We start from the raw sequence: 25,201 nt of genomic DNA, 5'->3' as shown, positions 1-25,201 counted from the left end.
GAGTGCGCCGAGGACGGCGAGGCCGTAGCCCGCCACGCCGAGCGGGGCGAGGCCGGGGCGGGTGCGGTCGCCGAGTGCCACCACGCCCACGATCGCCGGGCCGAACGTCTCGCCGAGCACCATGGCCGCGGTGGCGATGGTCACCGAGCCGTGTTGCAGGGCCGAGGTGAGCAGCAGGAAGCCCGCGCCGCCGGCCAGCAGCAGGGCGTACGTCGCCGGGTTGGTGACGATCGCGCCGGGCGACAGATGGGGGATGAGGCGTACCGCCAGCGTCACCACGCCGAAGCCCAGGCCCGCGCCCAGCCCGAGAGCGGCCGACCGCACCCGAAGGCCCGGCAGCCGGCCCGCGGCCAGCCCCGCGACCAGTGTGAGACCGGCGGCGACGAGCGTGCCCCAGCGCAGGGCGGGCGTCCCGGATCCGTGCCCCCCGCTGCCGGAGGCCGCCGCCAGCAGCCCGAGACCGAGGCACACCACGGCCACCGCGGCCCACTCCACCCGTCCCAATGACGTCCGGAGCATCCGGGACGCCACGACGGCGGTCACGGCGAGGCTCGATGCCAGCGCGGCGCCGACCGCGTAGATCGGGACTGTGCGCAGGGCGACCAGTTCCAGTCCGAATCCGGCCGTGTCGAGGCCGAGGCCCAGCACGTACCAGCCCTTGACCATCACCCGTGCGACCTGGCGGGCGTCGACGCCCGCCGTCCCCACCCCGCCCGCCGTGCTCTGCGCGGCGACCGCCTGGAACACCGACGCCGTCCCGAAGCACACCGCCGCGCCCAGCGCGCACACCAATCCAACGAGCACACCGCGACCCTACAGTCCCCTGCGGCCGTCCCCGCTGCCCGCGCCGTGACCGGAACCGGTCTCCGCCGGCGGTGGCCGCACGCGTGGCAGCGACGCGGGTCCGGGCCCCGCGAATCGGCCGGGTTCTCCCTCGACGCCCAGCGTGGTTCAGCGACCTGGCGCTGCGGTGGCGACCGACGGGGCCGGCACCGAGGGCGTCGGCGCGCGCGGTTTCGCCCTGTGCGTAGAGCTTTGGCCTGTCCCGAGAGAGGATCATAGGCTCCTCGCATGACACACCCGGCACTCTCCGTTCAAGCTCAGCCCCAGGACGCTGCTTCCTGGCTCGCCCTGGCCCGGCGCCTTGAGGGCGCCGGATACGACGCGCTGCTCACGGCCGACCACCCCGGCACCACATCCTCCCCGTTCGTCGCGCTCGCCGCGGCCGCGGCGGTGACCGAACGCATCGGGCTCGGCTCCTACGTCTCCCAGGCGGGCATCCGCGAGCCGCTGCTTCTCGCGTCGGACGTGGCCACCCTCGACGTCGTCTCCGGCGGACGCGCGCGCCTGGCGCTGGGCGCGGGGCACACGCCCGTCGAGTGGGCCATGCTGGGCAGCCGTCGTCCCGACGTCGCAGGCCGCGTCCGGCGTTTCCAGGCCGTGGCGGAGGCCTGCCGAGCGCTCCTCGCCGGGGAGACGGTCACCCTCGAAGGCCCCGAGGTGCGCTCCCACGAGGCGCGGCTGACCGCCCCCCGTCCCGTCCAGGACCGGGTGCCCTTCACTTTCGGCGGTGGCAACACGGCGCTGCTGCGCTGGGCCGGAGCGCACGCGGACGTGGTCGGGCTGAGCGGGCTGGGACGCACCCTCCCGGACGGGCACATGCACGAGGTGCGGTGGGACGCCGACGACATCGACCGCCAGGTCGAGCTCATCGAGCAGGGAGCCGAAGGCCGCGGCAGTGCCCCGGCCCGTGAAGCGCTCGTCCAGATGGTGGAGATCACCGACGACGCCGAGGCCGCGGCCAAAGAGATCGCCGGGCGACTGAACTGCGACGCGGCCACGGTGCTCGCCTCCCCGTACGCCTGGGTGGGCACGGTCGAGGAGATCGCGTCCGAGTTGGCCCGTCACGAGCAGCGCTGGGGCATCACGCGCTACGTCGTCCGCGAGCCGCACCTGGACGCGGCCGACGCCGTCCTCGGCCACCTCACGCGAACCGCCGGGTAGACGCTGCGCGACGCCCCCGCGCGGCACCCTGCCGACGGTCGGCGGACGCTGCGGGGGCGGGCCCCGTCCGCCGGCGCACTCACGGCCCCGATCGCGGTGCGGCTCCGCCGGGTGCCCGGCCCACGGCCAGCAGGTGCGAGGCGGCGGCGAGCAGTTCCGGATACGGCTCGGCGAGTCGGGCCGCAGTGAGGGCGGCCGCGAACAGGTCCTCGCCCGGCGGTTGCCCCGTCTGCTGCTCCACCGCTTTGAGCAGTGACCAGGCCGGACCCTCCACGGCGAACACGCGCACGTCGGTGAGCCCGGCGTCCTCCAGCTCGCCGACGAGTTCTTCGGCGCGGTGGAAGTAGGCGACGGTGAAGCCGCGTCGGCCGTCGTGGACGGCGGTCGCGAGGATCGAGGCGATCGACGCCGTGAGGCGTTCCCGGTGGAGCTGGGCGTACGCGGTGTGCTCGAAAACGGAGGCGTAGCGGTTGATGGCCGCGGCCGCGAGGAGCCCGCCCGGCCGCAGTACGCGGACGGCTTCGGCGAGGGCCTGCTTGCGGTCCTGCGGGTCGGGCAAGTGGTAGAGCGGGCCGAGGAGTTGGACGACGTCGTACGAGGCGTCGGCCGCGGCCAGCTTGCGGGCGTCCCCGAGGGTCGCGTCGCAGACGCGGGCAGCTTGCTCGACGTGCCGCGGCACGGGGTCCACGAGGTCCACGCGATACCCGTCCTGCACGAGCCAGCGCGCATGCACGCCGGTGCCGCCGCCGACGTCCAACACCCGCGCGGGCTCCGCCGGCAGGAACCGCCGCAGCAGCTCCTGGGTCCGCATCAGCTCGAGCCGCCCATCGGCCGAGGAAGTCAGCCGCGCGTCTTCGTCGTAGAGCTCCCCGTAGAACCGGGCGATGCTCTCTGCGAGCTGGGCTTCCCCGCCCGAGCGCCCGCCGTCACCCAACGGGGAACTGTCCCGCGCGGACGGCGTCCACGAAGGAGGTCCATGCGTCTGCGGTGAAGACGAGGGCGGGACCGTGTGGGTTCTTCGAGTCGCGGACGGCGATGGCAGTGGGGGAGGGGACGGCGACTTCGACGCAGTCGCCTCCCTCCTGGTTGCTGTAGGACGACTTGCGCCAAGCGACGCCGTCGAGACCAGGGTGGGAGGGCTGCGTCACGAGGGGACCTCCGTCAGAGGGGGAATTCGCCGGTCCGGACGGCCTCTACGAAAGAGGTCCAGGCATCGGCGGTGAAGGCGAGGGCGGGGCCGTGGGGGTCCTTGGAGTCACGTACCGGGACGAGGCCGGGGAACGCGAGCGCGACCTCCACGCAGTCGCCCCCCGCTTGGTTGCTGTATGACGACTTGTGCCAGGCGGCGGCGTTGAGCTGGACTCGGGAGACGTGCGTCACGGTAGGCGTCCTCCATCGTGGACCTGAGCATGTCCAGGGACATGGCTGGCGGCAGTGCGCTCGCCCGCAACTCATCGTAGGACAGCAGATACGACCTCACCTCCTCGGTTTCTTCGATGAGTTGACCACTGTCGGCGCCTTCCGTGTAGGCCACCTCCGAGCCATCTGGCAGGGACAACACTGTGAACGAACCACCCATGGCGGAGTGTGCGCCAACGGAGAACGGCAAGATCTGCACGGAGATGCGTGACTCGCTCTGTGTCGACAGGAGACGCCGCAACTGCTCGCGCATGACGGTCGAGCTACCGATCGGGCGCATGAGTACCGACTCATCGAGGATGACGATCAGCTCGGGGCAGTCACTGGTACACAGCCGATCCTGCCTGACCATGCGGACGGCAATGCGCTCAGCCAACTGCTCGGCGGAGGTGAGATCGCGTCCCACTTCCAGTACGGCCCGTGCGTAGTCCTCCGTCTGCAGAAGTCCCGGCACGGTGTGCGCCGCGTACTGCCTGATCCGCACCGCCGTCGCCGACAGCTCGATGAACCGTCGGGACCAGTTCGGGAACGCCTCGCGGTACACATGTGGCCATAAATCGATGAGGAGACCGTCCGCCCCGAGCGCGCGGTCGAGGTCGATGGTCAGCTCGCGCGTCGGCCGGTGGCCCGTCATGCGCTCGATCTGGTTGATACGGCTGGGATGCACCCGCACCCGCTGGGCCAGCTCCACCTGCGTCCAGCCTCGCGCTTGGCGTAGCCGTGTCACCCGCGATGCGAACACGGCAGCCACGGAGGTCGTCGGATCGACCTTGGTGCTCACGAGAAGGCTCCCTCTTTATGGATCAAGGCTTAAAGCGTCCCCCTCTGGCGAACGTTAGCCGACGACCCCAAGCTTGCCTACAGAAAGTCAGGAACCGAATACACGAGGTGGTCCGATGGCTACGCGCAACCCCAACAACCTTCCGACCTGCGCATCGGTGACACACTTGCCCCCCTTGCTTGCCGTCGCCGCGCGGTACCTCGCGCCCGTGCAGGAGGACGACTTTCCCGAGGAGCGGGGGTTGCGGTGTGCGCTGGGGGCTCATGGCGAGGGTGAGCATCAGGCACTCGTACGGGAGCTGGACGGCTCTGACAACAGCTCTGCCTGGGTGGCGTGGCGGGGTGACTGGGGGCGGCCCGGGGAGCTGGTGATCCGGACGCGATGCCGGGCGCGCGGGGACCGCGGCGGGTGCGGGCTCTACCAGCGGCACCCCGGGGACCACGCGTTCGGCCCTGTGCGGACGGCGGTCACCCCCAAGTGAGCACGCACGGAACCCTCGTGGGCGAGGACAACCGCCGCGCGAAGGTCCTGGACCCCGCCCTGTCCCCCCGCGCCCTGTACGGCGCCGAGTTGCGCTACTACCGCGAGCGCGCCGGCCTCAGCCAGGCCCAGTTGGCCCGCCTCATCTACGTCACCCCCTCCTTCGTGGCGAACCTGGAGGCCGGACGCCGCCGCATGCAGCCCGAACTCGCCGCGGTGCTGGACGAACTCCTCGACACCCGCGGCTTCTTCGTCCGCAACCTGGCCGCGGGCCGCTCCACCACCGACCCCGACCGCGCCGCCAGCACCACCCCGCTGGAATCCCGCGCATCAACCGTGCGCGAGTGGGACGCCGTCCACCTCCCGGCGCTGCTGCGCACCGAGGAGTACGCCACCGCGCTGGCCCGCGCGACCGACCTCCCCCGCGTGGCGGCCCTGCCGCGCGCGAGGAGCGACCGCGCCGGCCACGCCGCGGTGGTCACCGAGACGGCCCTGCGCCGCACCGTCGGTAGCGCCGCCACCATGGCCGCCCAACTCCGCTACGTGGCAACCCTCGTACGCGAGGACCGGCTCACCCTGCGCGTGCTGCCGCTGGCCACGGCCCCGCACACCACCACGCAGAGCGCGTTCAAACTGCTGACGTTCCCCGACGACGTGCCCGCCGGCTACGTGCACGGTCGCGACGGCTGGACGCTGAGCACCGAACCCGGCCTCATCGACCTGCTCGGCCTCACCTACGACCTGCTCCGCGACACCTGCCTCCCGCCCGAACCCTCGCTCGACCTCGTGGAAGCCGTCGCGATGGGCCTGGATGTGCTGGGTCCGTAGCAGCAGGGGCCCGCCCGGCCAACGCCCACCGTGGAGCCGCCGCCACGGCCGGCCCGCCAACTCCCGTACCACCCATGGCAGTTCCCCCGCCGGCTCCACCGGCTGCCGTGCCGAGGGCAACCCAACGCGGCCCCGTACCCCGGGAAACGGACCTGGCCGACCCATCCCCCCACGGGTGGGCCGACCAGGCGAACAGGGCGCCGCGGTACGGCGGCGGCCGCACCGAGTCAGGTGGGTGCGGGCCGCCGCCGGGTCGGAGTGCGGTCACCGGGCCCGCGGCGGGGGACCCGGCAACCGTGCGGGATCAGACGAGAGTCGCGGCCGCCGGGTCCCAGCCCTCGGGCAGCACAGGGACCTTGGGCGCCGAGGAATCGAGTCCCAGCACCCCGTGGCGATCCGCGGCGTCCGTCACCGTGGACATCAACTCCAGGACGTGCTGGGCCAGTTCGCCCGACGCGCGGTGCGGCGTGCCGGAGCGGATCGCGCGGGCCATGTCCAGCACCCCGATACCGCGCCCGGCCGTCGTCCCGGTGACCGGCAGCTCGCGCCAGTCGTCCTCTCCGAACGCCTGGATGCGCAGCGGCCCGTCGAAGGTGTTCGGGTCCGGCAGCGACAACGTGCCCTCCGTGCCCGTGATCTCGATCAGCCGGCGCGGCACCGAGGAGTCGAAACTGAAGGTCGCCGACGCGCTGGGGCCCGCCGCGAAGTCCAGCAACGCGTGGACGTGGGTGGGGACTTCGACCGCGAACTGGGTGCCCGCCTTCGGGCCGGAGCCGATCACCCGGGCCGCCCGCGCCTGCCGCGCGGTCGCCGACACGTAGGAGACCGGGCCGAACAGCGACACCAGCGCGGTCAGGTAGTAGGGGCCGATGTCGAACAGCGGGCCGGCGCCGTACTGGAACAGGAACTCCGGGCTCGGGTGCCAGGACTCCGGGCCGGGCCCCTGCGTGACCGCGGTGGCGCTGACCGGCTCGCCGATCAGCCCCGCCGCCAGCGCCCGCGCGGCCGACTGCAGGCCCGCGCCGAGGAAGGTGTCCGGCGCGCTGCCCACCCGAAGGCCCCGCTCCTGCGCCTCGGCGAGGATCTTCGCCCCGTCCGAGGGGGCCAGCGCCAGCGGCTTCTCGCCGTAGACGTGCTTGCCCGCGCGCAGCGCCGCCGAGGCGACCTCGGCGTGCGCGGCCGGGATCGTCAGGTTGACGACGATCTCCACCTCGGGGATCGCCAGCACCGAGGCGACGTCCCCGGCGTGCGGGACGCCGTACAACTCCGCCTGCGCGCGGGCCCGTTCGACATCGAGGTCGGCGACCGCGAGCACCTTCAGGTCCGGGAAGGACGACATCGCCTTCAGGTACTGGGTGCTGATCACGCCCGCCCCGATCAGGGCGACCCCGACCGGGCCCGTGCCCTGGGCGCCGGCCGGCGCCGCCGGGCCGGCGGCGCCGAGCGCTCCGGTGGTCATGAAAGCCCCTCCTCCAGCGCCGTCAGGTAGGCGCGGCTCTCGGCGACGGCCTCGAAGATGTCCGTCGCGCAGGTGTCGAGTTCCACGATGCGCTGCGCCTCGGGCGCGGCCGCCAGGATCGAGGGCACGTCGATGGCGCCCTTGCCGACCGCGGTGTGCGGTTCGTCCTTCACGCCCGGGCCGTCCTTGACGTGCAGCGCGAGCACCTTGCCGCCCAGGGTGCGCAGCAGTTCGGGGACGTCGGCGCCGCCGACCTGCGCCCAGTAGGTGTCGACCTCCAGGAAGACCTCCGGCGCGAGGAGCCCGGCAAGCACCTCCAGGCCGGTGCGGCCCTCGAAGCGCGGCTCGATCTCCCACCAGTGGTTGTGGTAGCCGATCCTGATGCCGCGCTCGGCGGCCTTGGCGGCGAAGCCGTTGAGCAGGTCGGCGGTGCGCTGCAGCCCGTCGAGGGTGGTGAACTCCTCGTGCGCGATGCCGCCGGGGATGATGGCGAGGTCGGTGCCCACCGTGGCGACGGCGTCGAAGACCTCGCCGGCGTCCTTGTCGAACAGCGCGTAGGCGTGCGTGCTGGAGACGGTCACGCCCAGGCCGTCGAGCAGCTTGCGGAAGCCCGCCGGGTCCGCCGTCGGGTCGTACGCCTCCACTTGGCGGTAGCCGATCTCGGCGAGCCGGGTCAGCGTGCCGTCGCGGTCGGCGGCGATCTGGTCCCGGAGGGTGTAGAGCTGGATGCTCAGCGGTGCGGTCATCGAAGCGATGCCTCCTGGAAGTACGGCGGGTTGCTGCGGGGTGCGGGTGCGGGTGGGTGCGGGCCGGTGCTCGTCGGAGTGCGCGTCGCGGTGCTCGTCGCAGCGGCCGGCCGGGTGCTCATCCGACGATGAGCGGGCGCAGCGTGCGGTGGGCGATCTCCAGCCCCTGGGTGACCCGTTCGACGTCCCCGCTCCACACGGGGTCCTCGTGCTCGACCGACAGGACACCGGTGAAGCCGCCCTCGTAGAAGGTGTCGACCAGCCGGCGCCAGTCCACGTCGCCGAGGCCGGGGACCCGGTAGCGCCACCAGCCGCTGTCCCAGCCGTCGGCGCGCTCCACGGTGCGGCCGAAGAAGCCGTACCGGTCGCTGGCGCGCGGGTCGAGCTGGGCGTCCTTGGCCTGGGCGTGCGGGATGCGGTCCAGGTAGGGCTTCAGGGCGGTGACCGGGTCGATGCCGAGCCACAGCAGGTGCGAGGGGTCGTAGTTGAGGTAGAAGCCGAGGGAGAACATCCACTCCCACAGCTCGGGGGAGTAGGCGAGGTTGCCGGGGTAGCCGTCGGGGTGCCACCCCTCCATCACGCAGTTCTCGATGATGATCTTCACTCCGCGCTCGCCGGCGTACTCCACGAGGGCGGGCAGCTCGCGCTCGGCCTGCGCGAGGTTCTCCTTGACCGACAGGCCCGGGTGGCGGCCGATGAAGGTGCCGACGTACTCCACGCCGAGCAGCGCGGCCGCGTCCACGTTCGCCCGAACATGCGCGGCGATCTCGGCCCGGCGCGCGGCGTCGGGGTGCAGGTTGTTCTCGTAGTACGCCAGCGCCGACAGGGTCAGCCCGTGCTGCTCGAACAGGCCGCGGATGGCGTCGGCCTCGGCCTTGCCGAAGTGCACGACGTCGATGTGGCTCGCCTCGAAGTCGCGCGAGCCGGTGGAGGGCCAGGTGGCGACCTCCAGTGCGTCGTAGTCGTGCCCGGCCGCCCAGGCGGCGATGTCCGCCAGCGGCAGCTGCGGCAGGCACGCGGTCAGGAAGCCCAGCTTCATCAGTCGACCTCTTTCCAGGTCCGGTCGGCGGCCGAGCCGAGTACGGCTGCGGTCAGGCGCACCATGCGGGCGGCGTCGTCGAACGTCGGGTAGAGCGGGGTGGTCCGGCGGGGGCCGCCGGCCCGGACGGTGTCGTGCACGTCGCGGACAAAGGCGGCGAAGCAGTCGAGGTAGCCCATCGGGTGGCCGCCGGGCACCACTGACAGGCGGGCGGCGGCGGGGGAGAGGGTGGCGGGGTCGCGCAGCACGGCGCCGTTCTCGCCGCGGCTGCCGACGAACAGCGACTCGGGGGCCTCCTGGTCGAAGGCGAGGGAGGTGCGGGTGCCGTCCACCTCGAACCACAGCCGGTTCTTGCGGCCGGGCGAGATCTGGGAGACGGTCAGTGTCCCGGTGGCGCCGCGGTCGGTGCGGAAGAGCAGCTGCACGGCGTCCTCGGTGGCGGGGCGGCCGCCGGCGCGGTCCACCGTCTGCGTGAGCGCGGTGAGTTCGGTGATGCGGTGGCCGGTCACCCACTCCACCAGGTCGCACCAGTGGGAGCCGATGTCAGCGAAGGCGCGCGAGGGGCCGCCGGCGACGGCGTCCACCCGCCAGTTGGTGTCGCCGGGCTCGGAGAGCCAGTCCTGCAGGTAGTGGCCGTGCACCAGGCGGATCTCGCCGGTGCGGCCGTCGGCGGCGCGGGCGCGGGCCTCGGCGGCCATCGGGTGGTACCGGTAGACGAAGGGCACGGCGGCGACCAGGCCGGTCTCCCGGGCGAGCGCGGCCAGGGTGGCGGCGCTCTCGGGCGAGGTGGTCAGCGGCTTCTCGCACACCACGTGCTTGCCCGCGCGCAGGGCGAGTTCGGCCAGCGGCGCGTGCGCGTCGTTGGGCGTGCAGATGTGCACCACGTCCACGTCGTCGCTGGTGACCAGCTCCTCGGAGGAGTCGTACGCGTGCTCCACGCCGAGCGCGGCGGCGGCCTCCTTGGCGCGCGCCGGGGAGGAGGCGCTGACCCCGACGACGGGGGCGCCGGTGCGGCGGACGGCGTCCAGGTGGACCCGTCCGATCATGCCCACGCCGGCGATCGCCGTGCGCAGACCCGGCGCGGCCCCTGACGGATGGCCCGCTCCCGGCGGATAGCTCGCTGTACGGCCCAAGACAGCCCTCCCTTTCGGCTCGCAGAAAACGCTAGCCATCAGGGTTTCGGTTGACAATGGCAAGGTTTACGCTAACTTCTGTCATAAATACCGAGAGGCAGGCCCGACGTGACCGCAAGCTCCGACCGCCGGCTCGGATCGCTCAGCGAACTGGCCGGACTGGTGGCGGGCGGCGCCACCCGGCGCAGCCAACTCGCCACCGCCACCGGCCTGTCGCGGGCCGCGGTCGCCCAGCGGGTGGACCTGCTCATCGACCGCGGGCTGCTGGTCGAGACCGGTACGGTCGCCACCGAGCGCGGCCGCCCGCCGCTGACCCTGCAACTCGCCTCGCACAGCGCCGTGGTGGTCGCCGTCGACCTGGGCGCGACCCACGGCACCGTCGCCGTCGCGGAGTTGGGCGGCACCGTGCTCGCCGAGGCCACGCAGGAGCTGGACATCAACGACGGGCCCGAGGCCGTACTCACCGCGCTTGACGGCCGGATCGGGCAGTTGCTCGCCGAGGCCGGGCGCCCGGCCTCGCACGTGCGGGCGATCAGCATCGGCGTACCGGGGCCGGTGGAGGCCAGCACCGGCACGGTGGTGCGGCCGCCCATCATGCGCGGCTGGGACGGCACGCGGGTGCCGGCGTTCTTCGAGGGCCGCTACAGCGCGCCCGTCCTGGTGGACAACGACGTGAACATGATGGCCCTCGGCGAGTACGCGCACCGGCCCGCCACCGCCCACCTGCTCTACGTCAAGGTCGGCACCGGCATCGGGTGCGGCATCGTCTCGGGCGGCGTCGTGCACCGCGGGGCCTCGGGCGCGGCGGGCGACATCGGCCACATCCGGGTGCCCGGGCAGGACGACGTGCTGTGCCACTGCGGCAACACCGGCTGCGTGGAGGCGGTGGCCTCGGGCGCGGCCATCGCGGCGACCTTGCGCAAGGCGGGACTGCCGGCGGCGCACGCGGGCGATGTGGTGCGCCTGGTCGCCGAGGGCGACCCGCAGGCCAGGCGCCAGGTGCGGCTCGCCGCGCAGCGCATCGGCGAGGTGCTCGCCTCGCTGACCAGCTTCTACAACCCCGATACGATCGTCCTGGGCGGCAGCATCGCGAGCCTCCACGACGACCTGCTCGCGGACATCCGCGGGGCCGTCTACCGCCGGGCCCTCCCGCTGGCGACCCGCACGGTGACGATCGAGACCACCCTCCTGGGCCGCCGCGCGGGCATCGAGGGCGCCCGCCGCCTGGCCGTCAACCACCTCCTCTCCCCGGAGGGCATCGCGAGGATCGTGGGCGACTGAGCCCAGCTTCTGCGAAGGGGCGGGCTCACGGCCCACCGGGCGCGGTGGCGGAGGGGGGGCAGCGCGTGGGGGCGCGGCCGTCGCGGTCAGGCCCGGACGGTATTGTCACGGTATGGCCGATCTTCTGGTGCGCGGGGCTCCGCGGGACGCCGACCTGGTGCGCGCCGCCCAGGCCGGCGACGCCGGCTCGCTCGGCCTGCTGCTCGCCAGGCACCGGGCGCCCATGTACGCGGTCGCACTGGCCTTCCTGGGCCACAGCCAGGACGCCGAGGACGCCGTGCAGGAGGCGGCCGTCCTCGCGCTGCGCCGCTTCGGGGACATACGGGACCCGGAGGCGGCGGGCCCGTGGCTGCGGATGGTGGTGCGCAACGTGTGCCGCGCCCAGCTGCGCCGGATGTCCGCGGTGCCCGTGGCCGACGTCGGGGGGCCGTCGCGATGGACCGGTCGGAAGGCCCGCCCGACCCGGCGGAGGTGCTCGAACGGCACGCGCTGCGGGACTGGGTCTGGAGCGCGCTGGAGGACCTGTCCCCGGCGCTGCAACTGGTGACGATGCTGCGCTACTTCACCGACGTCACCTCCTACGAGGACATGGCGGCACTGTGCGCCGTCCCGGTCGGCACGGTGCGCAGCCGGCTCCACCAGGCGCGCACGAGGCTGGTCGGCGCGCTGCTGGCCTCGGCGGACCGGGTGCACGACGACGCCGCGGTCCGCAACGGGCTGCACCGGCGGCTGGCCGAGGAGACCCTGGCGGCCGCCCACCGCGGCCGGCTCGCCTCGGCCCTGTCCGAATGGTGGTCCCCGCAGGCGGACGTGACCTGGCCGACCGGAAAACGCACGGGCGTCGACTGCCTGCCCACCGCGTTCGACCGCGACCTGTCCGACGGCGTGCGCCACGAACTGGTGAACGTGGTGGCCGGCCGCAAGGTGGTCATCTGGGAGGCCGCTCTGCGCAACCCGCCCGACGACCCCTTCCACTGCCCGCCCGGCGTCGTCTGGGTGCACTTCCTGGACCAGGGGCGGGTCGGCGAGCTGCGCCTGTTCCACCCGCGCCGCCGCTGAAACAAAGTCGGCGCGCGGCCGAACTTTCCCCGCCCTCACCGCATCGTGCGGGTATGAAGACAAAGACACACGGGCCCGGGCGCCGAGCCGCCCACCTGAGCCCCGTGGGCGAGGCACGGACCGTCGTGGCCGGGAACAGGGAGACGGCCGGGCGGACGGGCGGCGATCCCGGCTCGGGGGCCGCCTGCGCGTTCGCCGCCATCGTGCCGGGCTTCGTGAACGACCACCGGATGGGGAAGCGGGCATGACGACCTCCGTGCCGATCGGCCTGGCCGAGCAGACCGAAATCGAGGCGTACGCCGACTTCGCGACCGGCGCGCCGGCACCGTTGCGCACGTCGCTCGGCATCGGCTCCCAGCACATCGGCCCGGCGCTGGCTCTCGCGATCCGCGAGGACTCCAGCCGCTTCTTCAACCGCGCCGGCGGATTCGGCGGGGGCGACCTGACCACCGCGGACGTCCCGGCGCAGGTCTGCGACTTCTTCCGGGAGCAGGGCGTACCCCAGGGCGCGTTCATGATCGCGCCGCCGCTGCTGCCGGCGGACTGGGCCTCGACCGCCGGCACATTGAACCTCACCGAGGGCAGCCGTTTCGTCAAACTGGGCTGCGACGTCGAGACCGCGCTGTCCGCGCCCGACGGCGTCGCGGCACTCGACCCCGGGCTGCGCGTCGGGCCGGTCGAACCGCATCAGGCGGCCGAGTGGGCCACGGTCATGATGACCACCTTCGGGTTCGGCACACCGGACATGATCGACATGGCGGCGTCGTGCGTGGGCAGGCCGAACTGGCACCAGTACGCGGTCCGGGACGGCGAGCGGATCGTCGCGGTCGGGAGCATCTTCGTCAACGGCGAATGCGCCGACATGTTCGGCGGCGCGACGCTCCCGGAAGGACGTGGACGCGGCGCCCAGTCGGCACTGCTCACCGCCCGCGCCCGGGCGGCCAGGGCGGCGGGCTGCCGATGGCTCGTCGCCGAGACCGGAGCCGAAGCCCCCGGCGACCACAACACCTCCCTCCACAACATGCTGCGCGCCGGATTCGAGCCGCTGTACGAGCGCGTCACATGGCTGTGGCGCGAAGGGTGACAGCCCCACTCGACCTCTCGGAGGGCCGGCCCCTGCCGCTGTGAACGCCGCCCGCGGCACGGCAGCAGCAGGGGCCGGGGTGGTCGCCGGCGAGGAGCCTCGGGCCGACTTCGGGCCGACTTCGGGTCAACGCGGGGCGTTCGGGGCGGGAACCGGCCATACCCAGCGGGGGATGCAACCGATCGGGTGCCCCGGACGTCTCCTCAAGCGAGGCCCCCCTGCGGCCACTTCCCCGTTTTCAGGCGCTGGAAGTTTTCCCGCCCCTCCCGGCAACACCGCAGCTCCCCGCCCCGGGCAGTGGACTGGACCACAGAGGGAACCCGGAAACCCTTTACTTCCAGGGCCCGTTCATGCGTCACTCGTTGGCGCGTGCACAACAACCTTCGCAGGAGCACCGGTTGTGCACCGCGGCCGCACGGCTCCTCCACGCCGGCGGCACGTACCTCCCGCGCACCCCCGAGCACCACCCCGCACCCCCAGCACCGCAACGAGAACAGCCCGCTGTCCCCGAACCGGTGGTGGCGGGTACCGGCCGGCCTTGGAGCTACGCGAGTAGATCCGCCGGGCGGACGCCACGGAACCAGCCCCCAGCGTTCCCTCAACGTTCCCGGAGGAAAGCCTTGTTCACCCGAATCCGCACGACCAGGGCAGTACAGCGGAAACTGACGGCGGCCGCGGTGGTCGGTGCCGGCCTGGCACTGGTCGTGGCCGCGTCGGCGGGCACGGCCTCCGCCGCGCCGGCGCCGTCGGCCGGCTCCGCGAAGTCCACCAGCAGCATCCCGTTCGGCGACGGCTACATGGGCGCCGGCTACCTCGCGGACGGCAAGTCCTTCACGCCCGACACCCGCAAGCTCCAGCTGGACGCCCCCGGCGTGCTCGCCCCGAACGCCACCTACCCCGGCGGCATCGACGTCTCCCACTACCAGGGCTCGATCAACTGGTCCTCGGTGAAGTCGGCCGGCATCCAGTTCGCCTACATCAAGGCGACCGAGGGCACCACCTACAAGGACCCCAACTTCAACGCGAACTACCTCAACGCCTACAACGCCAACGTGATCCGCGGCGCCTACCACTTCGCCCGCCCGGACCTGTCCACCGGCGCCGCCCAGGCCACCTACTTCGCCGGCAACGGCGGCGCCTGGTCCCGCGACAACCTGACGCTGCCCGGCATGCTGGACCTGGAGGGCGGCTGCTACGGCAAGACCGCCGCCGCCATGCAGTCCTGGATCCTGGACTTCTACAACACCTACAAGTCCAAGACCGGCCGCGACGTCGTCATCTACACCAGCGCCAGCTGGTGGAACTCGTGCACCGGCGGCTGGAGCGGGATGTCCGCCCGCAGCCCGCTGTTCGTCGCGCACTGGACCACCGCGGCCAGCCCGACCATCCCGACCGGCTTCCCCTACTGGACGCTGTGGCAGTACACCGACGCCGGTTCGGTGAGCGGCGTCTCGGGCTCGGTCGACCGCGACCGGTTCAACGGCGACAGCAGCCGACTGCTTGCACTGGCCAACAACACCTGAGCGCAGGCGAGTTGAGCCTTCGTCCACCGGCCCCGGGGGCACTGCGGGGCCGGTGGACGCGGGTAGAGGCGCACGGGTTTGCGGGAATCGGCGCCGATCGCCGGTCCGGAAGGGCATCCTGGAGCCATGGAGTCGAACGGTGGCGCTGAGGACGACGTTCCCGTGGGCGCCGGAGTGCCGGGCATCCAGCCGTGGTCCCTGGCCGGAGCCGCGCTCTCGGCACCGGCGGACGTGGAGACGTGGAAGGCCCGCAAGGCCTACCCCTCCACCCTCTTCGCCGGCGGCCCCGTCTTCGGCATCGCCCGCGAACGGGCCCAGGGCGGCTGGCAGTTGCACCCGCACTTCAGCGGCCTCGCCCCGCAGGACGCCCGCGACCGGCTCGCCGCCGACTTCCGCACCCTGGCCGCGCAGGCGGCCGAGGCCGGCGACGCGGATGCCGCCGCGCAGTACACCGCGGCCGCCGACCGCCTCGACTGGGAGCCGCTGGACGAACTGACCGTGGCCGGCGAGCGCTACCGGGTGGTGCGCGCCGAGCGGTTCATCCGCATGGGGCCCGACGGCCCCGAACCGCCGCGCGGCTCCGACCCCGACCGCACCGACCCCGCCGACCCGCCGCTCGACCCCGCCGACGGCCTGGTGATCGACCCCGCGGAGACCGGCGTCGCCCCCGGCGTGCTGCGGGTCGAACTCCTGGCCGCCCTGCGGAAGAAGGGCACCGTGCCGAGGGACGTGCGCGAGGACTCGCACACTGCGGCCCGCACCCACCCCGGCGGCGTGCTGCTGCCCGCGACCTTCATGGCCGCCGAGCGCGAAGGCGGCCGCTGGCGCCCGCAGTCCACCGGCACCGCCCCCACCCCGCGCGACGCCCGCGACAGCCTCGCCGTCCACCTGCGGATCATGGTGCCCTGGCAGCAGGAGCTGACCGACGCCGAGCACGAGGCGTACAAGCAGGCCGCCGACCTGCTGGACACCGAGCAGCGCAACGAACTCGATGTCGCCGGGCGGCACTTCGCGATCATCCGGGTCGAACGCCTGGTCCGTGTCGGCCCGGACGGCCCCGAGGGACCGCGCCCCTCCGATGTGGACCCGGTGCCGCCGGCCATGGTGCAGGAGCGCCAACTCCAGGACGAGGAGCCGGAACCGGAGGAGACCGACGAGCGCGCCCTGAAGTTCATCGAGCTCTTCGAGGAGGAGCGGCGCCGCCGCCAGCACCTGCGCCAGAGCTCGCAGCGGTAAGGACTCCGAGGGCTTCCGGGCCGTATCACGCAGGCAGCGCCGGGCCGTTCGGGGCCCAACGATGGTGCGTGGCGTACGAACTCCAGGGCCGCCAGGCCGAGATGTCCGGTGAGCCGGGCGGTGCGTCCGCGGCTCCGAGCGGGACATCCGGGTCGCCCAGCGCGCGCATCCGCACGTAGGACGCCGTCCAGGCGCTGACACCGGGCAGGGCGAGCAGGCGCCGCGCCGCCTCCTCGCGGTCCGCGCCCGGGTCCAGCCGCAGATCACCCGACGCCAGCGCCGTGCACAGTGCCCGGAGCGCGGCAACGCGCTCCAACGGGACGCCGACGTCCATAAGTTCGGCAAGTCCGGCCGATGCCAGGTCCGTCGGGCTCGGGAAGAGCCGGGTCAGGGTGCCGCTCGGCTGCGCCAACTCCTCGCCGTACACGGCCACCAGCACCTCCACCGCCCGCACCGCCCGCTCGGGCGGCAGCCCTTGGGCGAGCACCGCGCGGACGGCCTGCTCCTCGGGGTCGGCCGCGCCCGGCGCCCGCAGGAAGGGGCGCGCTGCCACCAGCGGCGCCAACTTTGCGTCCGCGCCGAGGCGTTCGGCCACCGCGTACGGGTCCGCGTCCAGGTCGAAGAGCCGGCGCACCCGCTGGGTGGCCGAGGTGAGGTCGCGCAGGTCGGCCAGGTGCAGCCGGCACGCCAACCACTGCCCGCCGCCGAGGCGTTCGGCCACCTCGGCGACACCCGAGCCGTGCGGCAGCCGCAGGGTGCGGCGGTACCCGCGCGCGCCCGGCACGCCCGTGACCTCCTCGACGCCGGGTACGGTCCGCGCGGCGAGGAAGCCGAAGACCTGCTCGGTGTCGTAGCCGCCGCGGAAAGCCAGCCGCAGCGGCACGCCCGCGGCGCCGTCGGGACCAAGGGGCGCGCCGGGGCCGGGACGGGCGGCGCGCAACTGGGTGGGCGTGGCCGCGTAGATCTCCCGGACCGTGTCGTTGAACTGCCGGATGCTCGCGAAGCCGGCGGCGAAGGCGATCTCGGCGGCCTGCATCGTGGTGGTCTGCAGCAGCACGCGGGCGGTGTGGCCGCGCTGGGCCCGGGCCAGCGCGATGGGGCCCGCGCCCAGCTCGGCGGTGAGCTGCCGCTGCACCTGCCGGGCGCTGTAGCCCAGCCGCGAGGCGAGCCCGGCCACGCCCTCGCGGTCCACCACGCCGTCCCCGATCAGCCGCACCGCGCGGCCCACGACGTCGGCCCGCGCGTTCCATTCCGCGGAGCCCGGCACCGCGTCCGGCCGGCACCGGCGGCACGCGCGGAACCCGGCGCCCTGGGCCGCCGCGGCGGTGGCGAAGAAGGACACGTTCTGCCGCTTGGGTGTGACCGCCGGGCAGCTCGGCCGGCAGTAGATGCCCGTGGTGGAGACGGCGAAGAAGAACACGCCGTCGAACCGCGCGTCCCGGCTCCGCACCGCCTCGTACCGGGCGTCCTCGACACCGTCCCTGCCGCCGGCGCCGATGCCGTCGGCGAGGCCGGTTCCGGGGCCGGTTCCGAGCCCGTCACCGACACGGTCCGCCGTGCTGTTCCTGATGCCGCTCCTGGTCGCCATACCTCAAGTATCGGCGGGCCCGAGGACCTCGACTGGCGGATTTCGGACACGACTCTGGGGCCCCCGCACCCACACTGCTCCGGGCCGGCCTCAGCCCGCGCCGCTCATGCCGGGCGGACCGTGCGCGGGCCCGTGACCGCCGCGCCCGCCGCTGTGACGCGGGCGCGCAGGCCGCGGTCGGCGGTGACCACCAGGCAGGGGCCCGTGGCCGCCGCCGCCAGCGCCGCGATCAGGTCGTCGCCGCTGCCCGGCGCGGACTCCACGGTCACGCCCGGCACCGGAGCCACCCCGCGGGCCGCGCCCTCCACGACGAGGACGACCTCCAGCGGGACGCCCACCGCCCACGGCGGCACCGACTCGCGCGCGGCCAGCCCCGCGGCGGCCAGCGGCACCAGTGCGTCGCGCAGCCGCTCGGCCGCACCCCTGCGGTCCTTCCACCAGCCGTCGGGCACCGAGCCGACGACGTTCGCACCGTCCACCAGCAGCAGCGGCCGCTGCGTCACCGGGCGGCCGCCGTATCCGCGGTGCCGGACCCGGCCGGTGCCTCGGCCCCATCCGCCGGGCCGGCCGCATCCGAGGTGGCGGGCACGTCCGCGCCGCCCGCCGCCCGCCGGGGCACCGTTGCTGCCGCCGCCAGGTGCGGGAAGCGGAACTCGGTGCGACTGCGGTACACCTCGCCCGGCCGCAGCACCGGGGACGGGAAGTCCGGCCGGTTCGGGGCGTCGGGCAGCGCCTGCGTCTCCAGGCAGACCGCGCCGTGCGGCCCGTACCGGCTGCCGTCGGCGTGGGCGAGCGAGCCGTCCAGCGCGTTGGCCGTGTACACCTGCACACCGGGCTCGGTGGTGCGCACCTCCAGCGTCCGGCCGCTGTCCGGGTCGTGCAGCACCGCCGCCGTACGGGGCTGCCCCGGCTGCTCGGCCGGCCGCAGCACCCAGCAGTGGTCGTACCCGCCGGCCGCCTTCACCTGCCGGTCGCCCGAGGTGACGCCCTCACGCAGCGGCCGCGGCCGGGTGAGGTCGAACACGGTGCCGCGCACGGGGAGTTCGGCCCCGTCCGGGATGCCGGTGTCGTCGATCGGCAGGTAGCCGTCGGCGTCCACCCGCAGGGTGTGGCCGAGCACGTCGCCGCGTCCGGCGCCGGCCAGGTTGACGTAGGCGTGGTTGGTCAGGGAGACCACGGTCGGCTTGTCGGTGCGCGCCTCGAAGTCCAGCGCGAGCGTGCCGTCCTCGCCGAGGGTGTACGTGGCGGCGACGGTCAGCTCGCCGGGGAAGCCCATGTCGCCGTCCGGGCTGGTCAGCGTGAGCCGCAGGGCCCCGCCGGGCAGCGGCTCGGCCGCCCACAGCCGGCGGTGGAAGCCCTCGGGGCCGCCGTGCAGGGTGTGCCCGCGGTCGTTGACCGGCAGCCGGTACGCGGTGCCGTCCAGGGTGAAGGAGCCGTACGCGATCCGGTTGGCGTAGCGGCCGATCAGCGCGCCGAAGTACGGGCTGCGCTCGGCGTAGGAGGCGGCGTCCGGCAGCGAGAGCACCACGTCGGCGACGCGGCCCGTACCGTCCGGCACCCGCAGGGCGTGCACGATCCCGCCGTACGTGAGCACCTCGACCTCGACCCCGCAGGGCGCCGCGGCCGTCCACCGCTCGACCCCGGTCCCGTCCCCGAAGGGCTCTCCACGCCACGCGATCATGCCGACTCCCACCACTCCACCAGCGCTCACCCCGCCCCTCTACGGTGCCACAGCCGATTTGCCCCCTTACGGCGCGGGGGTCCTCACGGCCGGCACCCGGCGAGCGGCGGGGTGGCGGGGGCGATGGGGGAAGGTCAGGCGGTCGTGCTCACAGCGGCGGCGGGGACGGCATCGGCTCCGGTTCGGGCGTCGGCGGCACCGGGTCGGGCACCGGGGTCGGCGGCACCGGGTCCGGGGCGGGCCCCGGCGGGGTCGGCTCGGGCTTGGGCGGTGTGGGGACCGGGTCCGGCACCGGGCCGGGCGGGCCCGGACGCGGACCGGGGTCCGGTACCGGATCGGGCCCCGGCGCGGGCTCGCCGGGGTCCGGCGGCTTGGGCGGCGCGGGGAACGGCTCGGTCATCGGTCCTCCCGGGTTGTGCGGCCGGTTCGGCGTCTTCCTGCCATCACCTCCGGGTACCCGGGCCCGCGGTGGGCATGCCTGGGCGCAGGCGATGGATAATGGCCGTTACAGGCGCAGATACCGACAATGCCGACAGACCGGGACGACGTTATTCTGAGGGCGCGTTCCGTTCGCCACGGGGCCATCGGCGCGACTCCACCCGCCCCCGTGCGCGCCCGCCGCCCTCTTCGCCCGCCCCCTCTTCGCCCGTCCCGCACCGCCGGCCCGACCCCGGAGCAGCCGGATGCCAGCTCCCCCGCCAGAAGAGCGACCCGATCGGGTCCGCTACGACCCCCGCTCCGGCGTGTCCGCCTCGGGGCGCGGGGTGCCGCCGCCGATCGGGCCGGGGGAGCGGCTGGCCATGAACCGCATGGGCAGCTTCGACTGGGACCTCGACCAGGGAATCCTGGACTTCGACGAGGCCGGGCTGCGCGTCTTCGACCTGCGGCCCGAGGAGTACAGCCGGCGCCCCGACGGCCTGGTGCTGCGGGTGGAGCCCGGCGAGGGCGACCGGCTCGACCGCGAGATCCGGCGGGCCGTGCAGTCCGGCCGGCCCTCGTACAGCGCCTACTTCATGGTCACCCGGCGCGACGGCACCAAGCAGTGGACCCACACCCAGGGCACCATCGTGCGCGACGAGCAGGGCTACGCCCGCCGCGTGGTCGGCATCGTCCGCGACGCGCGCGACGACTTCGCCCACTCACCGCCCCCCGCGGCCGCCGAGGGCATCGGCCCCGCCGGCGGGGTGCGCAGCTTCACCTCCACCGTGGGCCGCACCACCGAGGCCCTGTCGCACGCGGTGAGCGTGCGGGACGTGGTCGCCGTCCTGACCGGCGCGGGCGGCCTGCAGCGCTTCGGCGCCGACGGCCTGGCGCTGTCCCTGGTCGAGGGCGCCACCATGCGCTTCATCGCCACCAGCGGCGAACTGATGGCGAGGATGGGCCATCCGGAGCCGGTGCGGCTGGTGGAATCCCTGCCGCTGGCCGACGCGGTGCTCACCCGCAAACCCCACTTCGTCGGCGACATCGACGACCTGCGCGAGCGGTTCCCCCTCATCGAGCCCTACGTCGACAAGCTCGGCCTGGCCGCCGGTGCCTTCCTGCCGCTGATCGCCCAGTCCCGCGCCATCGGCGGCATCGCGCTGCTCTACCACGACCGGCACGAGTTCACCCGCGAGCAGCGCGAACTCGGCACCGCGCTGGCCGGGATCGTCGCCCAATCGCTGCAGCGGGCGATCCTCTTCGACAAGGAGCGCGAGTTCGCCACCGGCCTGCAGTCCGCGATGCTGCCCCGGCACATCCCCCGGTTCGAGGGCGCCGAGATCGCCGTGCGCTACCACGCCGCCTCCAGCGGCCGCGAGGTCGGCGGCGACTGGTACGACGTCATCGCGCTGCCGCAGAACCGGGTCGGCCTGGTGGTCGGCGACGTCCAGGGCCACGACACGCACGCCGCCGCCGTCATGGGCCAGCTACGGATCGCCCTGCGCGCCTACGCCGCCGAGGGCCACCCGCCCTCCAGCGTGCTGGGCCGCGCCTCGCGCTTCCTCGCCGAACTGGACACCGAGCGCTTCGCCACCTGCTCCTACGCCCAGCTGGACCTGACCACCGGCAGCGTGCACGCCGCCCGCGCCGGGCACATCGGCCCCCTGATCCGGCACACCGACGGCCGCACCGGCTGGCCGCACGTGCGCGGCGGGCTGCCGCTCGGCCTGGCCGGCATCCTGGGCCTGCCCGAGTTCCCCGAGACCCGCCTGGACCTAGTGCCCGGCGAGACGCTGGTGTTCTGCACCGACGGGCTGGTCGAGGAGCGCGGCCTGGACATCACCGTCGGCATGGACGCGCTCGCCGAGGCGGTCCACCACGGGCCGCAGCGGGTGGAGGAGCTGGCCGACCACCTCGCGGAGCGCCTGTGGCAGCGCTGGGGCTCCAGCGACGACGTGGCGCTGCTCGTCCTGCGCCGCAACCCCGACCCCGGCACCATCCGCGCCCCGCGCATCCACCAGTACGTCCACCAGGCCGACCCCGAGGGGCTGGCCGACGCCCGGCTCGCGCTACGGCAGGCGCTGACCGCGTGGGGCCTGGAGGATCTGGCCGACGACATCGAGCTGGCCGCGGGCGAGCTGCTGGTGAACGTGCTGCTGCACACCGAGGGCGGCGCCGTGCTCACCTTGGAGGTGCTGCCCGAGCCGGTACGCCGGGTGCGGCTGTCGGTGCAGGACCGCTCCAGCGTGTGGCCGCGCCGCCGCTCCCCGGGCGAGGCGGCGACCTCCGGGCGCGGGCTGCTGATGATCGACGTGCTCGCCGACTCCTGGGGCGTGGAGCCGCGCGGTGAGGGCAAGGCGGTGTGGTGCGAGTTCGGCCCCGACGACGAGGGGGCCGAGGGCGCCGAGGGCGCCGAAGGGGCAGAGGGGGCCCGGAGGTCCGAGGGGCCCGAGCGGCCCGAGGGAGCGGTGGGGGCGGCCGGCGCGCCGACCGCCCCCACCGGGTGAACCGCGTCAGGAGACGTTGAGCGCCGTGTCGTCGATGACGAAGGAGGTCTGCAGCTTGGAGCCCTCCACACCGGTGAACTTCAGCGTCACCGTCTGGCCGGCGTACGCGCTGAGGTCGAAGGTGCGCTGCTGGTAGCCGGAGGCCGCGTTGGCGTTGGAGTACGTCGCCAGCGTGGACAGCACCGTGCCCGAGGAGTTGAGCACCTGCGCCTTCAGGGTGTCGTACGCGGTGGAGCCGGTCTCGGCGGTGTCGATGTGCAGCCAGAAGCTCAGTGTGGCCGAGCAGCCCGCGGGGATGGACACGCTCTGGGAGAGGGTGTCGGTGGTGGCGGTGCCGTAGCCGTCGAGCCACGCCTTGTACGAGCCGCTGTGGGCGGCCTCGGCGCTGGCGTTGGTGATCACCGAGGAGCTGGCCGACCACGCGGTGTTGCCCGACTCGAAGCCGGGGTTGGCGAGCAGTTGGCGGGAGGTGCAGCCGCCGGTGCCGCCGGTGGTGCTGCCCGTGGTGGTGCCGCTCGTCGTACCACTGGTGGTCCCGCTCGTGGTGCCCGAGGTGGTGCCGCCGGAGGTGCCGCCGCTGCCGCTGCCGGCCAGCCACGCGGTCGCGTTCAGGGCGAGGGCCGCGTCGGTGCCGCGGCTGTCGTTCCAGCCGTCGTACAGGTCGTTGCCGGACTGGCCGGTGCCGTCGTCCACCGGGGAACTGTCGCCCCAGATCGCCACGCGGCCGCTGCCGAAGGTGCTGGTGACGAAGAAGGCGCCGGTGTTGCCGGAGTAACCGGTGCGGTACAGCAGGCCCTTGACGTTCGGGTTGTCGGACGGCTTGAGGGTGAAGGTGGTGCCGTCGGCGATGATGCTGCCGGTGACGGTGCCGAACGGGCCGTGCAGCACCGGGTTGGTGCTGTCGCTGATCGCCTTCGGGGTGTCGGTGCTGATGTCCAGGGAGTCCACCGAGAAGCCGAACGGGTCGGTGTTGTCGACCCCGTTGCTGGTCAGCAGGTCGTTGATCACCTTCGGCGAGTCGTAGCCGTCGTTGTTGCGGTCGCTGCCGTTGTGGTCGGAGATCAGGAACAGGCCGCCGCCGTTCTGCACGAAGGTCATCAGAGCGGTCTTCTCCGCCGTGCTGAACCGGACGTTGGGCTCGTCGATCACGAACTCGTCGAACTTCGACAGGTCCTGCGCGTTGGAGGAGTCGCCGTAGGTGATGGTGCGGCCCGAGGGCAGGGTGGCCAGGCTGTAGCCGCCGGCCTTCTGCAGGGCCACACCCCACGAGGAGAGCGCGCCGGTCCAGTCGGTCTCGCTGTTCGGCGAGGAGTCCTCGCCGAGGGGGTCCGGCTGGCTGGTGCTGATGATCCAGTCGGCGTTGCCGGCGGTCTCGGCCTTGGTGTTGTCGAAGAGCACGCGGTGCGTGGTGGCCGCGGGGGCGGCTTGCGCCGCTTGGGCGGCGTGGTCGGCAGGGGCGGCCTGGGCGCTGCCGGCCGAGAGCGCGGCGCCGGCGAGGGCGGCGACCAGGCCGAGCGCGGCGGCGCCGCCGGCGAGGACGCGGCCGCGCGGGGTGCCGGGCAGCCGGTCCGGGGCGGTGCGGGACTTGCGGGGAGCGGGCATCCTCGAACCTCCTGGTGGGGGCGGTGCATGGGGGAACCGTCGTCGGGAGCGGGGATTGCAGGCGGTGCATGGTTGGTGCGGGGGTGCGCCTGATGATTCTGCGCGCGTAGAGCCTGATAAGGATGTGCCCGGTGTGACGACTCGGTGAACGTCCTACGACGCGGGGTGTGTTGGGGGGTGGGGAAGCGTACGGGAGCGCGTCTGAGCGCGCCGGGGGTGGGTGCCGGTGCCGGTGCCGCGGGGTGGGCTTCGGGCGCTGGGCGGGGCCGTGTTCGGAGCGGGGGGCCGCTCGACTGCGGGCGCGGGCGGGGCTCGGTTGCGGGCGTTGGACCCGTGACGGATCGGGCGGTCGACCGTACAGTGTTCGCACGCTGACCAGGGGGGATGGAGGGGGGTGCCCATGATCACCGAGCCCGAGTTGACCGGGGCGAGCGGTGGAGAGCCCCTGCGGCGGGCCGGAGCGGACGGTCAACTCGCCGATGTCGTCCAGGACTTGGGGCCCCGCCCGGGGCTGCGCGGGGTTCGCGGGAGCGGGCGTGGCGGATGGCTGTGGGGTGCGCTCGCCGGGGCGGCGGTTGCCAGCGCGGTGTGGGCGGGCGCGGCGTCCGCGGCCCCGCCCGCAGGACGACCGGACCTGCACGGCTTCCGCATAGGCTTCAGCCCGTGCGCGGGCGGTACGTTCGACGCCCTGGTGCGGGCGGTCGGCGGATTGGCGGGCACCGCGGCCCCGGCGACCTTCTCGCACGGCCCGGCCCTGGACGGCGCGCGCTGCACCTTCACCGTACGGTCCCGGCCCGAGCGCGGCGCCGTCACCGAGTACGCCGTGGCGCTCGCGGTCGACCTCCACCGCAGGACCGACCCGCGTGCGGAGTTCCAGCAGGAGGCCGCCGTCGATCCCGACACCCTGGCCGTGGCCGACACCGCCACCCCGCTCGCCGACGTCGGCGACGAGGCGTACGCCCTTGCTCTCCAGAACCGCACCGAACTCCTCAAGGTCCTCCGCGGCGGCGCCGTCATCACCCTCCGCCTCACCTCGACCACCACTGCAGCTGCCCCGTCGAAAGAAGCCGGCCCCGACCCTTCGGCCGATTCGGACCCGGACCCCGCCCCGAACCGCCTGGTCCCCGCCCTGGCAGACGCAGCCCGCGCCCTTCTGGTGACACTGGCCCAATAGACCTGCCCCCAGCGGGACTTCAACGACAGTGAACCGTGCAGGGCTGTATCGCCTCCGGTGGTGCGGTGTCGGGGAGTCGCACCTTCAGCGTGCCATGCGGGGCTGCGCCGAACCGTGCCGGCCCTGCTGCGGTTCGGGCTGTACGGAGCCGCTGGCC

Annotated in this window: 25 protein-coding genes; 11 read left to right on the top strand and 14 right to left on the bottom strand. The window is 73.8% G+C overall.

What is annotated here, in order from left to right; genetic code table 11:
- Positions 1-804: hypothetical protein (locus BLR33_RS27785; protein WP_093787390.1), on the bottom strand; the 804-nt coding region annotated here is incomplete at its 3' end.
- A 267-nt stretch (positions 805-1,071) separates the two neighbouring features.
- On the opposite strand from BLR33_RS27785, the gene BLR33_RS27780 reads away from it, so the two are divergent.
- Positions 1,072-2,004: an LLM class flavin-dependent oxidoreductase gene (locus tag BLR33_RS27780; protein ID WP_093787364.1), complete on the top strand. Its 933-nt coding sequence runs from the start codon at positions 1,072-1,074 to the stop codon at positions 2,002-2,004.
- Between the two features lie 79 nt (positions 2,005-2,083).
- Here BLR33_RS27780 and BLR33_RS27775 read toward each other — a convergent pair whose 3' ends face one another.
- From BLR33_RS27775 to BLR33_RS27760, 4 genes are read right to left on the bottom strand one after another with little or no spacing between them, the layout of a single operon-like run.
- Positions 2,084-2,938, bottom strand: coding sequence for a class I SAM-dependent methyltransferase (locus BLR33_RS27775; RefSeq protein WP_245771711.1), 855 nt, complete (start codon positions 2,936-2,938; stop codon positions 2,084-2,086).
- Positions 2,931-3,152 carry a DUF397 domain-containing protein gene (locus BLR33_RS27770; RefSeq protein WP_093787363.1) on the bottom strand — a complete coding sequence of 74 codons (222 nt, stop codon included), beginning with the start codon at positions 3,150-3,152 and terminating at the stop codon, positions 2,931-2,933. The genes BLR33_RS27775 and BLR33_RS27770 overlap by 8 nt, the downstream gene beginning before the upstream one ends.
- Positions 3,153-3,165: 13 nt before the next feature.
- On the bottom strand, positions 3,166-3,303 hold the full coding sequence (locus BLR33_RS36405; RefSeq protein WP_093787362.1) for a DUF397 domain-containing protein: 138 nt from the start codon (positions 3,301-3,303) through the stop codon (positions 3,166-3,168).
- Positions 3,260-4,174: a helix-turn-helix domain-containing protein gene (locus BLR33_RS27760; RefSeq protein WP_093787388.1), complete on the bottom strand. Its 915-nt coding sequence runs from the start codon at positions 4,172-4,174 to the stop codon at positions 3,260-3,262. The genes BLR33_RS36405 and BLR33_RS27760 overlap by 44 nt, the downstream gene beginning before the upstream one ends.
- A 507-nt stretch (positions 4,175-4,681) precedes the next feature.
- Between BLR33_RS27760 and BLR33_RS27755 the strand changes: the two genes are divergently transcribed.
- Positions 4,682-5,512 (top strand): helix-turn-helix domain-containing protein, encoded by an 831-nt coding sequence (locus BLR33_RS27755; RefSeq protein ID WP_176930541.1) that lies wholly within the window; start codon positions 4,682-4,684, stop codon positions 5,510-5,512.
- Positions 5,513-5,816: 304 nt separating this feature from the next.
- Here BLR33_RS27755 and BLR33_RS27750 read toward each other — a convergent pair whose 3' ends face one another.
- From BLR33_RS27750 to BLR33_RS27735, 4 genes are all read right to left on the bottom strand, one after another.
- Positions 5,817-6,971: a Gfo/Idh/MocA family protein gene (locus tag BLR33_RS27750; protein WP_093787360.1), complete on the bottom strand. Its 1,155-nt coding sequence runs from the start codon at positions 6,969-6,971 to the stop codon at positions 5,817-5,819.
- Positions 6,968-7,717 (bottom strand): sugar phosphate isomerase/epimerase family protein, encoded by a 750-nt coding sequence (locus BLR33_RS27745; RefSeq protein WP_093787359.1) that lies wholly within the window; start codon positions 7,715-7,717, stop codon positions 6,968-6,970. Before BLR33_RS27745 ends, BLR33_RS27750 begins: the two co-directional genes overlap by 4 nt.
- A 118-nt stretch (positions 7,718-7,835) precedes the next feature.
- Positions 7,836-8,756: a sugar phosphate isomerase/epimerase family protein gene (locus BLR33_RS27740; RefSeq protein WP_093787358.1), complete on the bottom strand. Its 921-nt coding sequence runs from the start codon at positions 8,754-8,756 to the stop codon at positions 7,836-7,838.
- Entirely contained in the window at positions 8,756-9,889 is a 1,134-nt protein-coding gene (locus tag BLR33_RS27735) for a Gfo/Idh/MocA family protein (RefSeq protein ID WP_245771710.1), read from the bottom strand. Before BLR33_RS27735 ends, BLR33_RS27740 begins: the two co-directional genes overlap by 1 nt.
- Before the next feature lie 108 nt (positions 9,890-9,997).
- On the opposite strand from BLR33_RS27735, the gene BLR33_RS27730 reads away from it, so the two are divergent.
- From BLR33_RS27730 to BLR33_RS27710, 7 genes are all read left to right on the top strand, one after another.
- Entirely contained in the window at positions 9,998-11,170 is a 1,173-nt protein-coding gene (locus BLR33_RS27730; RefSeq protein WP_093787356.1) for an ROK family transcriptional regulator, read from the top strand.
- 112 nt (positions 11,171-11,282) lie between these two features.
- Positions 11,283-11,717 carry an RNA polymerase sigma factor gene (locus BLR33_RS36400; RefSeq protein WP_245771709.1) on the top strand — a complete coding sequence of 145 codons (435 nt, stop codon included), beginning with the start codon at positions 11,283-11,285 and terminating at the stop codon, positions 11,715-11,717.
- Positions 11,642-12,229, top strand: a complete 588-nt coding sequence (locus BLR33_RS36395) for a sigma factor-like helix-turn-helix DNA-binding protein (protein WP_245771708.1) — start codon at positions 11,642-11,644, stop codon at positions 12,227-12,229. The genes BLR33_RS36400 and BLR33_RS36395 overlap by 76 nt, the downstream gene beginning before the upstream one ends.
- 53 nt (positions 12,230-12,282) lie before the next feature.
- Positions 12,283-12,477 (top strand): hypothetical protein, encoded by a 195-nt coding sequence (locus BLR33_RS34845; protein ID WP_143031770.1) that lies wholly within the window; start codon positions 12,283-12,285, stop codon positions 12,475-12,477.
- A complete protein-coding gene (locus BLR33_RS27720; RefSeq protein ID WP_093787355.1) occupies positions 12,474-13,313 on the top strand; it encodes a GNAT family N-acetyltransferase in 840 nt (279 codons plus the stop codon). The genes BLR33_RS34845 and BLR33_RS27720 overlap by 4 nt, the downstream gene beginning before the upstream one ends.
- A 620-nt stretch (positions 13,314-13,933) precedes the next feature.
- Positions 13,934-14,836, top strand: a complete 903-nt coding sequence (locus BLR33_RS27715; protein WP_176930539.1) for a GH25 family lysozyme — start codon at positions 13,934-13,936, stop codon at positions 14,834-14,836.
- A 126-nt stretch (positions 14,837-14,962) separates the two neighbouring features.
- Complete coding sequence (locus BLR33_RS27710) at positions 14,963-16,072, top strand: DUF5954 family protein (protein ID WP_245771707.1); 1,110 nt, start codon at positions 14,963-14,965, stop codon at positions 16,070-16,072.
- Between the two features lie 25 nt (positions 16,073-16,097).
- On the opposite strand, the gene BLR33_RS27705 is transcribed toward BLR33_RS27710, so the two are convergent.
- The 4 genes from BLR33_RS27705 to BLR33_RS34495 form a co-directional block, all read right to left on the bottom strand.
- Positions 16,098-17,660, bottom strand: a complete 1,563-nt coding sequence (locus BLR33_RS27705; protein WP_093787354.1) for an AlkA N-terminal domain-containing protein — start codon at positions 17,658-17,660, stop codon at positions 16,098-16,100.
- A gap of 104 nt (positions 17,661-17,764) precedes the next feature.
- Positions 17,765-18,163 (bottom strand): NTP pyrophosphohydrolase, encoded by a 399-nt coding sequence (locus BLR33_RS27700; RefSeq protein WP_093787353.1) that lies wholly within the window; start codon positions 18,161-18,163, stop codon positions 17,765-17,767.
- Positions 18,160-19,341 (bottom strand): aldose epimerase family protein, encoded by a 1,182-nt coding sequence (locus BLR33_RS27695; protein ID WP_093787352.1) that lies wholly within the window; start codon positions 19,339-19,341, stop codon positions 18,160-18,162. Before BLR33_RS27695 ends, BLR33_RS27700 begins: the two co-directional genes overlap by 4 nt.
- Before the next feature lie 148 nt (positions 19,342-19,489).
- Entirely contained in the window at positions 19,490-19,741 is a 252-nt protein-coding gene (locus BLR33_RS34495; protein WP_107408927.1) for a hypothetical protein, read from the bottom strand.
- 400 nt (positions 19,742-20,141) lie between these two features.
- Between BLR33_RS34495 and BLR33_RS27685 the strand changes: the two genes are divergently transcribed.
- The gene (locus BLR33_RS27685) at positions 20,142-22,268 is read left to right on the top strand and encodes a SpoIIE family protein phosphatase (RefSeq protein WP_245771706.1); all 2,127 of its coding nucleotides are present in this window, start codon (positions 20,142-20,144) and stop codon (positions 22,266-22,268) included.
- Positions 22,269-22,274: 6 nt separating this feature from the next.
- Here the strand turns inward: BLR33_RS27685 and BLR33_RS27680 are convergent, their stop codons facing one another.
- Positions 22,275-23,870: an immune inhibitor A gene (locus BLR33_RS27680; protein WP_245771705.1), complete on the bottom strand. Its 1,596-nt coding sequence runs from the start codon at positions 23,868-23,870 to the stop codon at positions 22,275-22,277.
- Between the two features lie 400 nt (positions 23,871-24,270).
- Here BLR33_RS27680 and BLR33_RS27675 point away from each other — a divergent pair, with 400 nt between their 5' ends.
- A complete protein-coding gene (locus tag BLR33_RS27675) occupies positions 24,271-25,044 on the top strand; it encodes a hypothetical protein (protein ID WP_143031769.1) in 774 nt (257 codons plus the stop codon).
- Positions 25,045-25,201 lie beyond the last annotated feature (157 nt).

This window comes from Actinacidiphila guanduensis, from assembly GCF_900103985.1.
Taxonomy (GTDB): domain Bacteria; phylum Actinomycetota; class Actinomycetes; order Streptomycetales; family Streptomycetaceae; genus Actinacidiphila; species Actinacidiphila guanduensis.
The sequence above is the reverse complement of the archived record's forward strand: the minus strand, read 5'-3'. Positions and strand labels throughout refer to the sequence as shown.

Bases quoted from the DNA above. Each gene is read 5' to 3' on its own strand.
- BLR33_RS27780 (WP_093787364.1), top strand. From the start codon at position 1,072: ATGACACACCCGGCACTCTCCGTTCAAGCTCAGCCCCAGGACGCTGCT.
- BLR33_RS27750 (WP_093787360.1), bottom strand. From the start codon at position 6,971: ATGACCACCGGAGCGCTCGGCGCCGCCGGCCCGGCGGCGCCGGCCGGC.
- BLR33_RS27745 (WP_093787359.1), bottom strand. From the start codon at position 7,717: ATGACCGCACCGCTGAGCATCCAGCTCTACACCCTCCGGGACCAGATC.
- BLR33_RS27740 (WP_093787358.1), bottom strand. From the start codon at position 8,756: ATGAAGCTGGGCTTCCTGACCGCGTGCCTGCCGCAGCTGCCGCTGGCG.
- BLR33_RS36400 (WP_245771709.1), top strand. From the start codon at position 11,283: ATGGCCGATCTTCTGGTGCGCGGGGCTCCGCGGGACGCCGACCTGGTG.
- BLR33_RS34845 (WP_143031770.1), top strand. From the start codon at position 12,283: ATGAAGACAAAGACACACGGGCCCGGGCGCCGAGCCGCCCACCTGAGC.
- BLR33_RS27720 (WP_093787355.1), top strand. From the start codon at position 12,474: ATGACGACCTCCGTGCCGATCGGCCTGGCCGAGCAGACCGAAATCGAG.
- BLR33_RS27710 (WP_245771707.1), top strand. From the start codon at position 14,963: ATGGAGTCGAACGGTGGCGCTGAGGACGACGTTCCCGTGGGCGCCGGA.
- BLR33_RS27705 (WP_093787354.1), bottom strand. From the start codon at position 17,660: ATGGCGACCAGGAGCGGCATCAGGAACAGCACGGCGGACCGTGTCGGT.
- BLR33_RS27695 (WP_093787352.1), bottom strand. From the start codon at position 19,341: ATGATCGCGTGGCGTGGAGAGCCCTTCGGGGACGGGACCGGGGTCGAG.
- BLR33_RS34495 (WP_107408927.1), bottom strand. From the start codon at position 19,741: ATGACCGAGCCGTTCCCCGCGCCGCCCAAGCCGCCGGACCCCGGCGAG.
- BLR33_RS27685 (WP_245771706.1), top strand. From the start codon at position 20,142: ATGAACCGCATGGGCAGCTTCGACTGGGACCTCGACCAGGGAATCCTG.
- BLR33_RS27680 (WP_245771705.1), bottom strand. From the start codon at position 23,870: ATGCCCGCTCCCCGCAAGTCCCGCACCGCCCCGGACCGGCTGCCCGGC.
- BLR33_RS27675 (WP_143031769.1), top strand. From the start codon at position 24,271: ATGATCACCGAGCCCGAGTTGACCGGGGCGAGCGGTGGAGAGCCCCTG.